Origin of the sequence: Mycolicibacterium holsaticum DSM 44478 = JCM 12374, assembly GCF_019645835.1 — a bacterium.
Taxonomy (GTDB): Bacteria; Actinomycetota; Actinomycetes; order Mycobacteriales; family Mycobacteriaceae; genus Mycobacterium; species Mycobacterium holsaticum.
On record NZ_CP080998.1, the window covers coordinates 485,156 to 498,783 of the forward strand.

The following is a 13,628-nucleotide window of genomic DNA, read 5'->3' on the forward strand; positions in this document are numbered from 1 at the left end:
GGTGGCCGGCACGGTGTTCGGCGGCGGCTCAGCTATTGGCTTTCATCCTGCCGGTCGCTGTCCGGCCGCACCGCAGTCGGCCCCGGGGAGGCTTTCTGGTAGCGCAGTTCGTCGGCATACATTTCTGCGTCACTGGCGTGCATCATGGCGGATGCCGACATGAATTCTTCGCTGACCGAGAACCGTGCCAACGAGGATTGTGCAAACCCGATCGATACCAGCGGGCGACCGAACAACGCGTTGGTGAGGTACCCCAGTGCGACGGCCCATCGGTTGGCGTTTCGCGGGATCGCATACAGGTGGTAGAGCCGGGTCACGAACTTGGCGGCGAATCCCGAAAGCTGAATATTCAGTGGATTCGCCACAGCGAACCCGGGCCCGAGGTCGACGACGGTGCCCAGATCGCGGTGTCGGTATTCGGCCGCGCGACCGTAGCCGAGGCTGGCGGCGACGTTTCGGGCCAGAACCTTGCCCTGCCGGTTGGCGTGTTGGGCTGTCGGGGGCGTGATCTTTCCCGGGTTGGTGGAATCGGGCACCGCCGCGGCGTCACCGCCTGCGTAGACACCGGCGAAACCGGGCACCTGTAGATCTGCTCCGACTTTGAGTCGGCCCTTCTCGGTGGGCAGCCCCAGCGACGCGATAAGTGGGTTCGCGACCACGCCGGTCACCCAGGCGACGGTGTAGGTCCCGATGCGGGTTCCGTCGCTGAGGATGACGTGATCGGCCGCCACCCGGGAAAGGGTCACGCCGACCACGACCTGTACGCCCCGGCGCCGCAGCACCCGCTCGGCTCGGGCCGCCAACTCGGGGCCGAGTTCGGGCATCAGCCGTCCCGAGCGTTCGACGAGTATCAACCGGACTTCGCCGGGTTCGAACTTGAAATGGCGCGCGGCCATCGCGGCCAACGCGCAGAGCTGAGCGATGAGTTCGGTTCCGGAGTAGGAGGATCCGAAGACCACGACGGTTCTGCGCGCCGCTGCGCGCTCGTGGTCACTGTCCGTGCGCGACAGTTCGAACTGCTCGAGGATGTGGTCTCGGAGGAAGAGCGCCTGCGCAGTCGACTTGAGGCCGCGCGCGTGCTCGGCCAGTCCGGGAATGTCGAACAGGCGGCTGATCGAACCGGGTGTCAAAACCAGCCGATCCCAGGACAACACGTGACAGGTACCCTCCTGGTCGCGACATTGCAGCGAACGAGCGGACAAGTCCGCCGAGTCGACGTAGGCCCGCAGCAACCGAACTCCCGGCAGGATGTCGATCAACGGCACCGTGGCGAATCGTGGGTCGATCGCTCCACCTGCGACGTCGGGCAGCAGAGGGGTGTACAGCAGGTAGTCGACGGGCGAGACCAAGGTGATCGTGGCATCCGAGCGGTGCCGCTGCAGCAGCTTGCTGAGGTGTCGCGCACACTCAAAACCGGCGAATCCGCTGCCGACGATGACGATTGAGGGCGGTTGCGACGCCGGGCCCTCGCGGTGGTTGGTGACCGAACCAGCATGTGTTCGGATTGGACGCATGTGATCTCCTTTGGTCGCGGGTCGAGGAAACGACCCTGCGGCGCGCGGCTAGCTGCGTGAATCGAGCCTGACGTCGGGCAGGGGGTCTTGACATCACCCGCGCATCGGGATCACCCGGGTGAAATGTGTCCGGGGTGCACCGAGGAGTCATTGCTTCGCCGCGTCCAGCTCACAACGACGACGGCAAACACCGCTGTCGGTGAGATCAGGCCTGACGTTGGTGGACCTGCTTCGCGGTTTCGGGGACATCTGACTCGTCTGGGCAGCCGTCGTCGATCCACCGCTCGATCAACCGGATGGAGTCTTCCGGGATGGGGTCGAAACCAACTGGCATGCGAGGGATCTCGGCATCGGGACCGGAGCCGAAGGGCGGCTCGCCTTTCAAGGACAAGATCAAATTCGAGTGCGCTCCATCGCCGCGCACCAGGATCGGCCGTCCGAGCAACTTGGTAGCGACGAATTCGTCCCGGGTGACACCGCGCCAGAATGCGTAGTGCGGGGGGCCCACCTCAGTTTCTGGACCATTGACGGCCGCGTCGAGGATGTCGACGACCTCGCGAAAGCTTTTGATGCCCATCTGTTCTCTCCTGTCAGGTTGCGGGTGACCCCGCCTAATGGCGCGTGGGCTCTACCCTGTCCAGGATCGGGACAGCTGTCATCGCCCGCAGCGCCGATTCACCCGGGTGATTGCGGCGAGACGGCCGTGAGCACAGCCGATCGCCCCATCGGACCGGCACGAGAGGTCATGCGATGCCGTAGTCGTTGATCTTGCGGTAGATGGTGGCGCGTGACATTCCCAGGGTGCGCGCCGCGTCTTGCTTGTTTCCGCCATTGTCCCGCAGGCTCCGGACGATCGCGTCGCGCTCCAGGGCTTCCATTTGACTCAGCTTGCGCCGCGTGACGGAGCGGCACTCCGGCGGCAACATGTCCGCGTTGATGACGCCGGATCGTTGGCGGGCAACGGTTTCGGTCAGCACCCGCCGAAGCTGGGCGACGTTGCCCGGCCACGGCAGCCTGCTGAGCTGGTGCATGGCTTCGGGAGCCATCTTGACATCAGCACCCCGGCTGATGTCGCGCAGCAGCAGCGGCACGAGTTCTTCGAGGTCCTCGATGCGGTGTCGCAGCGCAGGCACCCTGACGGTGTGGGTGAACAATGGCAGCAATAGTTTCGTGATTGCCGCCGCGGGCGTCGCGCCGCTGGTGGTAGCCGCGATCCAGCCGTGGCCAGCGCGCGCGGCCAGCATCGACGTGATCGGCTCGAGCGTGTCCTTGTCGATGTCGTCCACGTCGGCGATCACCACCGCGAAGTCCTGGTCGCAGGACTGGGCGGCCAGTTCGGCGACGAAACTGGCCGCGTTGGGGAACGTCCCGGCGCGCATGACCCGAACGGTTCGGCCCGGCTTGACGTGCTGTCCCACCGCCTGAGCCAGCCGCGAGCGACCGGATCCCTTTTCTCCTTCCACAATCACCCAGTCCTGGTTCTGACAGCATCGCCGCACCTGCTCGCAGCAGCGCAGCCATGCGACGCTGCGACCTGCCAGCCCAGGGATGTGAGTGCGTGCCGGGTGGCCGGCTCGTGAAGTGGGCGAGCCGGCTTCGGCGGAAAGGTCGACGTGGAACACGACGTTGGCGCGCCCGTCGCGCAGCGTCGTGCGATCAGCGGCGGTGAGCTTGGCGATGCGCCCGCTCGGCAGCACCGCAAGGGCGGCGCGCGACAGCGTGGAGGTCAGCAGATCGGCGCCGTGCTCGACCAGCGCGGCCTGCTCGTTACCGTCGAGTACCCGACGTAGGTAGGGGTTGATCAACACCACGTCGCCGCCCATCGCGAGCACGCCGCGAGACGATCGTCGCGTCTGCCGCAGGTATGCCTCCAACAGCGCGGTCTCTGTCTCGCGCGCCACCTCCCGCATACGGTCCTCGATCTGGCGACCGGCGCTGGTAGCCAACGCTTGCAACACCGGATCTGATTGCCTGGCGAGACAACTCAAATTGAGCGCACCGATCAGCCTGCCCGTCACGGGGTCCCGGATCGGCGCCCCCGCACACGTGAATCCGGTGAACATCGCAACGTAGTGCTCACCTCCGCGGATGAAGGCGGGCTGCGCAGTCTCCAACGTCGTGCCAATCCCGTTGGTGCCCGCCACGTCTTCCGCCAAGCTGTAGCCCGGTGCGAGACCGACCTTGTCCAGCGCGTGAAGGATGGACACTTCTGCGGCGCTCCGTTCGAGGACCACACCGTTGGTGGATGTCAAGACGACGCTGACCGCCTGCGCAGCCAGATCGTCGGTGACACTCTGCAGCACCGGAGCGGCCGCACAGGCCAACCGTGAATCCTTGTCGGGTTCGCCCACGTAGGGCAGTTCGACCCGGTCAGGGCATACGCGCAGGAACTGGGACCGACGCCAGGACTCCACGATATTGGCGGGCAGAACGCCGGCATCCATCGACTCGCCGGCGTCAAGGATCCCCGCGGACAGGAATTTTTCCCTGGCCCGCTCGACTTCGACCAAGTCGCTGGCCTGCGAACTCATCGTCTCACTACCTCGGCGCCGGCTCTGCTGCGAATGCCGGCGGGCAACCCCTCCCCGTCTCGGGTGACCTGAGCGTTTTTCGACTTTACCCCCCGCGCGGCGTCATCGGTGGTGAGGCGAACCAACCCATTTGCCAGTAACCGGCCAGGGAAAGCGCCGGCGGGTCGGCCGCGCGTCTCACATTGAGACGTTCACCTCGCGCGCGAGGCGGTGTCATACGTCGCAGAGGACAGTCGATGGTTGAAGCGAAGAGGAGAAACACCGTGGTCGGGCACCTGGTGAGCGCGCTTCACGAGGAGATCTCTGAACCGTTGGTGGGACTGCCAGTCGGCGGGCGGTGTTTCGGGTGATCACCGCGAGAGCGTCAGGAAAGGTTCGCATCCCTCCGATTCGGGGGCGCGCGGACGAGGTGAACGTGATCTGCGCGCTGGTCGCGGCGGTCGCCGGCGGGCGCGGGGGCGTGCTGGTCATCGAGGGACCGCCGGGGATCGGGAAGAGCCGCTTGTTGACCGAGGTGCTGGCGCAAGCCGAAAAGGCAGGTGTGCGGCCACTATTCGGTGAGGCGTTCGAGTACCAGCAGACGGTGCCGTTCTTCTCGCTGTTCATGGCGACCCTGCGCGCCGATCCCCCGGTCGGCGATGCGGAGGCGTTGCGCCGCTTGGGCGGCTCGGCTGATCTTCGGTACTGGGTGGTGCGCGATCTGCAGACCGCCATACACGCGGCCGCGTCCCGAAAACCCCTGGTGATCGTCCTCGAGGACATCCACTGGGCCGACAACGCCACCCTGCTTGCTCTACGGTCGCTGGCCGACGCACGGCCCGAAACGCCGGTGCTGTGGGTGCTTACCGTGCGCACCGGCGCCGGAGGGCCGGCCGTCCGCGAGACGTTGAATTCGCTGGAGCGCGAGGAGGCCACGTTTCTGCGGTTGAGGGCCATGACACCGAGCGCGATCGCCGACATCGTGCAGGACGCCGTGCGGTCCAACGCCGACGCGTCGCTGTTGAGCCTGGCCGACAAGGCGCACGGCAACCCGTTCCTGCTGGCGGAGCTGCTACGCGGACTCGACGAGGAGGGCCGGCTCGAGATCAGCGGCGGCCGCGCGGTCGCCACGGGCGACAAATTGCCGCGACGGCTCACCGACACCATGCAGCAACGACTTGACCAGCTCTCCAACCCGGCGAGCCAAGTTGTGCGGATAGCGGCAGTGCTGCCGGACCGGTTCTCGGCCCGGCTGCTCGCCGCGATGCTGGAACGTCCACCGGCCGCGCTGGTATCGGCTGTAGAAGAGGCAGTCCGCGCCGACCTGCTCATCGAAGACGGTGACGAGATGAGGTTTCGCCACGATCTACTGCGCGAAGCGACACGACAATCTCTACCCCAGTCGCTGCGCCGAGCGATGGAGCGGCAATCGGCGACCGTGATGCTGGAGATGGGCGCGGCGCCCGAGGAGGTCGCAACCCAGCTCGCCCGTAGCGCTGAGGTCGGCGATCAAGCCGCGGTTGCCGCACTCCGTGACGCCGCACGGTCTCTGGCTTATAGCGATCCGAGCGCTGCGTCGGATTTGAGCAAACGTGCGTTAGAGCTCCAGCCCGCACAGGACTCAGGACGCGCGCCACTCGTGACGGAAACGATCGTGCTGCTAAATCGGGCCACGCGGTACGAGGAGGCGGAAAGGTTGGCCAGCACCACACTTTCTGCCGTGCTGGCCCCCGAAGAAGAAGCCGAAATACTGCTCCGGCTCCGGACGCCAATCACCGATACCACAACGCAACACATCGAGGACAACCGCCGCGCGCTTCAGTTGCCTCACCTCAGTGATGTCACCCAGGCGCGCCATCGGGCTTGGCTGGCATACAACATGGCGATGTATGGCCAACAGGGACACGACATCGCGGCAGCCAGGGAGGCGGCGGCCGCCGCCTCCTCAGGCGATCCCGAGTCGACCATGCTGTCCGGAGTAGCCCTTGCCTGCCTCGACTGCGCGAACGGGTATCCAGCCCGCGCCCTGCGTCGTGTTCAGGAACTCCAACGCCTGACCCCTGCCGGTGATATGACGGCACATAACCTCGCCACGTGCCACCTGGCCAACCTGCTTGCCGTGGTGGGCCGGTTGGACGATGCTGCGGCCCTGATCGCGACCTGCACAGAGAAATCGCAACGGGAACGCGATGGCATGGCGTTGCATATCTGGGCTCTGACATCGGGGGTGGTGCAGGTGGCTGCGGGCCGGTTGTCGGCTGCGCGCGCCATCACCGAGAAGCTGCCGACGCCGGAGCGAACGGGCTCGACCTTTGTAACGGCGATGCGCATGTTCACCCTGGCAGAGGTGGCGGCGCACACCGACGACCGAACGTTGTTGCTGGAGACGGTGAGTGAAGCGCGTGATGCCTACTCCAACGGTTCGCCTGCCGTGCGCCGCGGGGCGGCGGGGGTGCTGGGGCTGGCGGCGTGGCAGCGCGACGACATTCACGAAGCGGCGCGGTGGCTGGGTGGTGATATCCCGCTACTTGTGACACCAATCTTGCCGACCGTCCTGGATCAGCTGGCCTTGACCGCAAGGGTGGCGTCAGCTGCGGGTGATGCCGGCCTGCGTGCGCGTCTCCTGGATGCCGTCGACGTGCTCGAGCACGAGCGGCCGGCAGTTCTGCTATTCGCGACAGTCGCGCGGCACATCCGCGGCCTACTCGAGCGCGATAACGATGCGTTGGCCGCGTCGGCGCGCGCGCTTCACTCGTCCTCGCGGCCACTTCTTTACGCAAGCGCTGCCGAGGCCGCCGGTATCGAGTTCGGTCGTGCACGACGCAACGCTGAGGCGCTCGACCAGTTGAACGCGGCATTCGACACCTACACCGACTGCGAGGCGATCGCCGATGCCCGCCGCGTCGGCCGCGCGCTGCGCCGGTTGGGTGTGGAGCGGCGCATTGTCATGCGCCCGAGGGCGAGAACGGGTTGGGAGAGCCTCACCGATGCCGAACTCAAGGTGATCAGCCTGATCGCCGAAGGCGCGACCAACCGTTCCGTCGCGCAGCAACTGCACCTCTCCCCGCACACGGTGAAAACACATATCCACCATGCCTTCGGCAAGCTCGGGATCAGTTCGCGGGCACAACTGCGACAGCACATGGGCACCTAGGCATACACCGGTTCGCCCTTAGAGATCATCCGCTGGGCGATGGTGGCGGCGATGCCGGCGCGGCAACGTAGTCGGTGAGCTTTGGACTCCTCGCCAAGCCCGAACCGGCGCCCCAGAGCAACCGCACAACGGAAAGAACGGCGATGAACACGGTGCTCGGAATGCTGATCATGATGCCGGTGGTGTTCGCCGTCGGCGGGTACGCGCTGGTGTCGCGCCGGCCATGACTGTGCTGGCTTCGGCTGCTACCCGAAGGCGACGACGGGCCGGCCCACCACGCCCCACGACGTCTCACTTTGAGACGACCACTCACCTCACGTTGAGACGTTCACCAGGCCCGCGCGGCGGTGTCATGGGTTGCAGAAGTCGTTGCAGGAGCCAATGCATCGACGGGACGAAGAGGAGGAAGACGGTGATTGCGCACCGGATGAGCGCGGCCCACGAGAAACACTGTGGCCCGTTGGCTGGATACGGGCCGGCCGGCCCACAGGAGCAACGCACGCATACGCATGCGACGACCGCGCAGCACGCATTTGATTCAATTTCAACAGTGGTCAGCTCAGACGGACGTAGCGACGACAGTGCCGGAGACGGCGCTGAGCGCGCAGTTCTGCTTGCGACCAAACTGCACGTCCCCACGGTGGGAAGCGCGCTCGTCCGCCGGTCTGCCCTGCTCGCCGTCCTGTCGGCGGGGCGCCGCCAAAAACTGACGCTGTTGAGCGCGCCCGCGGGCTGGGGCAAGACGACCTTGCTGGCGCAGTGGGTGTCCGACTCCGACGCCGACGGGCGATTCGGCTGGCTGTCGCTGGATTCTTCGGACAACGACCCGGTGTGGTTCTGGATGTACGTGATCGCGGCACTGCAGAAGATCAGCCCGGGCGTGGGGACCCGCGCAGTCGATCTCCTGACGATGGGCGCCGACCTTCTCCAGATCGTCCTGCCCAGGCTGCTCAACGATCTGGACACATTCGCCAGCCGGATGGTCCTGGTCCTCGATGACTACCACCTCGTGGTCAACGCAGCGGTTCATGAGCAGATGGCACTCTTCATCAGCCGGATGCCGGCCAATCTGCACCTGGTGTTGGCCACCCGCTCGGATCCGGCGTTACCGTTGGCCCGGTTGCGGGCCAGCGGCGATCTTGCCGAAATACGAAGCCAAGACCTGTGTTTCGGGGCAGATGAGGCAGCCCAACTTCTCAACAGCGTGCTCGGGTTGGACCTGGCCGACGAAGACGTTCACCTGCTGCAACAGCGGACGGAAGGGTGGGCTGCGGGCCTCTACCTTGCTGCGCTCTCACTTACCGGCCGATCTGATCCCGCGGAGTTCATCAGGACGTTCGCCGGCGATAACCGTCATATCGTCGACTATCTGATGGCCGAGGTGCTCAACGGCCAATCACCGCAAATGCGTGAGTTTTTGCTACGCACTTCGGTCTCGAAAAGACTCAGCGGTCCGTTGTGTGACGCGATGCTGCAACGCAGCGGGTCGGCACAGATTTTGGAGAAGCTTGACCGCGAGAACCTGTTCTTGGTACCGCTGGACATGTCGCGTCACTGGTACCGGTATCACCACCTGTTCGGGGAGTTGCTGCGCGCCGAGCTACATCGCAGCGAGCCCGAACTGGTCGCAGGTCTGCACCGGCGGGCCGCGGACTGGTTTGAGGCAGAGGATCTCGTCGATGAGGCGGTGCGCCACCTGGCCGCGGCCGGCGACACCGAGCGCACTGCGGATCTGATCGCCGCGGACTGGGTCAACGAATTCAACGGCGGGGGCCTGTCCACCATCTCCGGATGGCTCGACCTCCTTCCCGGCGAGACCGTGTCACGAGATCCGCGCCTGAGCGCGGCCCGGGCCTGGATCGCGTTGACCGTCAACCAGTTCGACGACGCGCGCTCGTGGATTGAGACGGTCGAAGCCGGGTCCGCGGCGGCCGACATGGAGTATCCCAGCCTCGACGCTCAGCTTGTCGCACTGCGCGAGACCCACGCGTTCAAGACCGGTGACCTCGCCGCGGCGCTCCAGGCGGCTGGCCGTGCGATCACCCTCGACTTCGACGACGCAGGGCAGGCCCAGTCGGCTGCCTGCTCGGTCTATGGTTCCGCGCTGTACTTCTCGGGCAGCATCGATGAGGCGAAAGCGACCTTCCGGCAAGCCGTAGCGCTGGCCGAAAAGTTCGGCGACCGGCGCCGCAGGAGCTATGCGTTGGGTTACCTCGCGTTGATCGCGGCCGAATCCGGTCAGCTCACCGATGCCGAGCGCCAGATACGCCTGGCCACCGCTTTCGGGTCTGACCCGACGGACGGCGACCACATCCTCAACGAACACTTCGTCAATGCGATGGTGCCGCTGGCCGCAGCGACCGTCCTCGAGGTGCGCGGCGACAGGGCTGCGGCCGCGGACGCGGCCCGGCTCGCCGTCAGCCTGGCCCGTAAGAGCGCAGGAATCCTCGAAGTCGCCAAGGCCCTGCTGGTCAGCGCCAAGATCCTGGAGGACCTCGGCGAACACGACACCGCGGTGGCCAACCGGGACGAGGCGGGCGTGCTGCTGCAAGGGTGCGCAGACGCCGGGGCGGCACAGACCTTGCTCATCGCGGCCCGGCCCAGCAAGGCCGTCGCGGTGCGTCCCCGCAGCCGGGTGGACACGTACACCGACGAGCTCACCGCCAAAGAACACGAGGTCCTGCGGCTGCTGGCCACCCGATTGTCGCGCCGTGAGATCGGCCAGCGGCTCTATGTCTCCCTGAACACCGTCAAAACCCACCAACGCGCGCTGTACCGCAAACTGGGCGTCGAGACCCGCAGTGCGGCGGTGGCCCGCGCTCGCGAGCTCGGCCTGCTCTGACCATCTCGATCCCACCACGCCGCGGCACGAATTTCACACCGATCACCCGGGTGAACAGGCGCTAAGGGTGATGACCGGTCACCCCGTTCGCCGGAAGTCTGGCGGAAGCAGCCGTGGGCCTACTCGTCGCCAGATTCGCACAACAAGCGCATGGCTGCCGCACACCACGACGACGCATCCGTCGCGATTCGTCAAGTGCGGGAAGGAATCAGGACATGGGTTCACAAGCTAAGACCGGATCGCCGCGCCGGTGCGAACGTCGAACAGGGCTCTGCTAATGAATAGCCCCAGCGCTGTTTGCGCCGCGGTAGAGCGCGATGAACGTGCCGCGCAATGCGAGCTCGGATTTCTCGACAACGGGTTCCGCTGCGATCTGTCGGTTGCGGCGTACGTGGAATTCCACATGGTCGGGCACTGCCGGCGTTTCGACTGCGACGCGTACGGCAACGCCTGCGGTTTCGTGTGCGCGGATCACCTAGATGCGTTGGAGTACACGGCGCAGTGCGTGGCCGAAGAGATACAGCCGACGGCTCTTCGGCGACTGTTCAAACGGGTCGCTCGATGTCCATCGTGTGGCAGAACGCTTGAAAACGTATCCGACATCCTGCAAGCCGTGGTGACCCTCTGATGCCGAACACGTGGGCCGCCGGGATGAACTCGTGGCTGCATACCCACGGCATGCGTCGGGAGACACCCGGGTCCGCCGTTGGCCGCCGATCGGCAACGGTCAAACCGGCCATCGTCTCCGACGCTGATATGGCGTGGTTACTCGCCGATACGGCGGCTCACTGTCTGACAGGTCATGACCGCACCATGACGTTCGTCGAATTAGGCTGCCAGGAATACCATCTCGTGATCAACCGGATCCTCGACGCGGTTCCGTCCTGCCGGATGACATTGCCAGAGAACGTACTCGATGCGCTCAGCCGCTGGCTGGCCGGGTATGTCGGCAGCCCTGAGGAACCGCGGCTGCGGACACAACTTGCCGAGATTCGGGCGCGTCAACTCGAACCAATTGCCTCGTGCTCCCCACAGGTGCACCGCGTCAAACCACACAGCACCGCTATGCCAGCGCACAGCGTTACGCCTTGATGCAGGTGTCCGGGCGGGTTCATGACGCCATGATCGTCGGGTCAGGACCGGCCGGCTACACCGCGGCGATCTACGCCGCGCGAGCCGGACTCGACACCCTGGTCGTCGAAGGCCAACTGTGCGGTGGTGCCCTCATGGCGGCAGGACCGATGGCCAATTACCCCGGCTTTCCGCAGCCCGTGCGCGGGCCCGACCTGGCCAGCGCGATGCGCGCACAAGCGCACCGGTTCGGCGCGGCTTTCCACGCCGGTGACGCACACGGATTCGACCTCGACGGTGCGGTCAAGGCGGTCGTGGTCGACCAGCAGATACGCCGAAGTTCCGCGCTGATCCTTGCGATGGGCGGCCTCGACCGGGCGCTCAACGTGCCCGGCGAACGAGAACTGCGCGGCTTTGGCGTCAGCGCCAGCGCCAAACGTGACGGGCACCGGTTCGCCGGCTGCGAGGTCGCCGTCGTGGGCGGGGGAGACGGCGCGCTCGAGGAGGCCCTGTTTCTGGCGCAGTTGGCCCGCCGCGTGACCGTCATCCACCATCGACCCCGCCTGCGCGCATCGGCTGCGATGGTCGACCGGCTACGCGCTGCGCCCAATGTGGCTGTCCGGGTATCTACCGAAGTGCTCGCGGTCACGGGCAGGCACCGCGTCACCGGTCTGCGGCTACGCACGCTGCGCACCGCGGTCGAGTACGACATTGGCCTGGCCGCGGTATTCGTGGCCGTCGGTCAGGCCCCTCGATCCGATCTGTTGGTGGGACTGGTCGATCTCGACGCCCGCGGTTATGTCGTGACCCGCGACGAGGGCACCCAGACCAGCGTCGATGGGGTCTTCGCCGCCGGCGACCTGGTCGACCGCCGGTACCGCCAAGCGGTCACCGCCGCGGCCAGCGGATGCCGAGCCGCGCTCGACGCGCAGCGCTGGCTCGCTCGATCCACGCTGCGACAGCCACTGTCCTCGTCGTCAGGACCGCGTGCGTCTCACCCGGGTGAATGACTCGATGGGCGAGGACGGCTCGCCCCGTTGCGCGGCATCCTTTTTCACCGAGACAAGCCGGCAGGGAACGGAGTTTGCACTGATGGAGAATTCTGAGTTCGATGACGTCACCGCCCATCTGCTTGAACCAGAAGAAAGCCTTGACTCAGAACAGACGGGTATCGACCTGGACGAAGGCTATTCACCCCCGGAAAGCCCGAGGGAACTGGGCAGCTGGGGACTGACCGCCAACGAAGCGCGCGTCCATGAAAGCCTGGCGCGCCGGTTGGCCCGCGAGGTGCCCGACGTGACCGATCGGTGGGACGGCGACGGGATCGGTGACAGCGCTGACAGCGACGGTGAGCCCGTCGATGACCAGGTCGGTGACGACCGCGCCGGGCGGCTTGTCGCCGTCGGCCTGGACCCCACCGATCCCACGTCTGATTACCGCGCCCACGATGTGGGGATCGACGGCGGAGCCGCGTCGGCAGAGGAGGCGGCGATACATGTCATCGCCGACGAGGACACCATCGCCAGCCGGCGGTGGGAACTGTGGTGACCGCCTCGGAAAGCCGCTCAGCGCAAACAATCGATGAACACTGCGTGGGCTGCGCCCTCACCCGGGTGAATGGTGTCGCGGGGTGAAGACAGCTCACCCGTGGGCGGGCCAGGCTGACTTCCGACCGTACAGCCAAACATTCAGCGCGGGAGACCCGCTGAAGAGATTCGGGAAAGGCAGATCACCGTATGGATGCACAGTTCGACGGTAAGAAGATCGTCGTCGTCGGCGGTAGCGCCGGGATGGGACGCCGAGCCGCACTCGATGTCGTCGACCGTGGTGGCAGCGCGGTGGTCATCGGACGGTCGAAGAATCGTGTGGACAACACCGTGGCCGAACTGACTGACCGCGGTGGGAAAGCCTGGGGCATCGCTGCCGAACTGACCGACCGGTCTGTGGTCACCGAAGTTCAGAACACGTTGGCCGAGCACCACGGCGACGCAACGCTGATGGTCAACGCCGCCGGTTTCTTCGTCCCCACACCGTTCCTGGACTACGACGCCCAGGTCTACGACTCGTATCAAGAGTTGAACTACGCGCTGTTCTTCCTGACCCAGACGGTGGTCACGGGCATGATCGCCAACGGTGCCGGTGGCTCGATCGTCAATATCGGCTCCATGTGGGCGCATCAGGCCATCGGCCTGACACCGTCCTCGGTCTACTCCATGCAAAAGGCCGGACTGCACGCCCTCACCCACAACCTCGCGATCGAACTGGCCGACCACCAGATCCGCGTCAATGCCGTCGCGCCAGCGGTGGTGAAAACCCCGCTTTACGAACGGTTTATCCCAAAAGAAGAGATCGACGCCACGCTGAAGACGTTCGCGCCGCTGCACCCGCTGGGTCGGGTCGGCACACCGACCGACGTGGCCAACGCCATCACGTTCCTGCTCTCCGAGAACGCCGGCTGGATCACCGGCGCCATTCTCAACGTCGACGGCGGCATCATGGCCGGCCGCAACTGAACCCGCTCGCGCACTCACCACACA

10 protein-coding genes are annotated in these 13,628 nt (G+C 65.9%); 7 read left to right on the top strand and 3 right to left on the bottom strand.

The features are described 5' to 3' along the window. Nucleotides 1-32: 32 nt before the first annotated feature. From K3U96_RS02400 to K3U96_RS02410, 3 genes are all read right to left on the bottom strand, one after another. Nucleotides 33-1,514 (bottom strand): NAD(P)/FAD-dependent oxidoreductase, encoded by a 1,482-nt coding sequence (locus K3U96_RS02400; protein WP_220691948.1) that lies wholly within the window; start codon nucleotides 1,512-1,514, stop codon nucleotides 33-35. A 205-nt stretch (nucleotides 1,515-1,719) separates the two neighbouring features. Next, the gene (locus tag K3U96_RS02405) at nucleotides 1,720-2,091 is read right to left on the bottom strand and encodes a hypothetical protein (RefSeq protein WP_220691949.1); all 372 of its coding nucleotides are present in this window, start codon (nucleotides 2,089-2,091) and stop codon (nucleotides 1,720-1,722) included. Nucleotides 2,092-2,257: 166 nt separating this feature from the next. After that, complete coding sequence (locus K3U96_RS02410) at nucleotides 2,258-4,045, bottom strand: sigma-54-dependent Fis family transcriptional regulator (protein WP_220691950.1); 1,788 nt, start codon at nucleotides 4,043-4,045, stop codon at nucleotides 2,258-2,260. A gap of 346 nt (nucleotides 4,046-4,391) precedes the next feature. On the opposite strand from K3U96_RS02410, the gene K3U96_RS02415 reads away from it, so the two are divergent. The 7 genes from K3U96_RS02415 to K3U96_RS02445 all read left to right on the top strand — a co-directional run bounded on the left by K3U96_RS02415 (nucleotide 4,392) and on the right by K3U96_RS02445 (nucleotide 13,604). Continuing rightward, nucleotides 4,392-7,178, top strand: coding sequence for an ATP-binding protein (locus tag K3U96_RS02415; RefSeq protein WP_220691951.1), 2,787 nt, complete (start codon nucleotides 4,392-4,394; stop codon nucleotides 7,176-7,178). Nucleotides 7,179-7,252: 74 nt separating this feature from the next. Further along, nucleotides 7,253-7,405, top strand: a complete 153-nt coding sequence (locus K3U96_RS02420) for a hypothetical protein (RefSeq protein ID WP_220693715.1) — start codon at nucleotides 7,253-7,255, stop codon at nucleotides 7,403-7,405. Nucleotides 7,406-7,728: 323 nt separating this feature from the next. Then, entirely contained in the window at nucleotides 7,729-10,020 is a 2,292-nt protein-coding gene (locus tag K3U96_RS02425; protein WP_220691952.1) for a winged helix-turn-helix domain-containing protein, read from the top strand. A gap of 627 nt (nucleotides 10,021-10,647) precedes the next feature. Beyond that, nucleotides 10,648-11,112, top strand: a complete 465-nt coding sequence (locus tag K3U96_RS02430; RefSeq protein ID WP_220691953.1) for a hypothetical protein — start codon at nucleotides 10,648-10,650, stop codon at nucleotides 11,110-11,112. Further along, nucleotides 11,112-12,101 (top strand): NAD(P)/FAD-dependent oxidoreductase, encoded by a 990-nt coding sequence (locus K3U96_RS02435; protein WP_220691954.1) that lies wholly within the window; start codon nucleotides 11,112-11,114, stop codon nucleotides 12,099-12,101. Before K3U96_RS02430 ends, K3U96_RS02435 begins: the two co-directional genes overlap by 1 nt. 82 nt (nucleotides 12,102-12,183) lie before the next feature. Next, on the top strand, nucleotides 12,184-12,639 hold the full coding sequence (locus K3U96_RS02440) for a DUF5709 domain-containing protein (RefSeq protein WP_220691955.1): 456 nt from the start codon (nucleotides 12,184-12,186) through the stop codon (nucleotides 12,637-12,639). Nucleotides 12,640-12,827: 188 nt separating this feature from the next. Then, nucleotides 12,828-13,604 (top strand): SDR family NAD(P)-dependent oxidoreductase, encoded by a 777-nt coding sequence (locus K3U96_RS02445; RefSeq protein WP_220691956.1) that lies wholly within the window; start codon nucleotides 12,828-12,830, stop codon nucleotides 13,602-13,604. Nucleotides 13,605-13,628 lie beyond the last annotated feature (24 nt).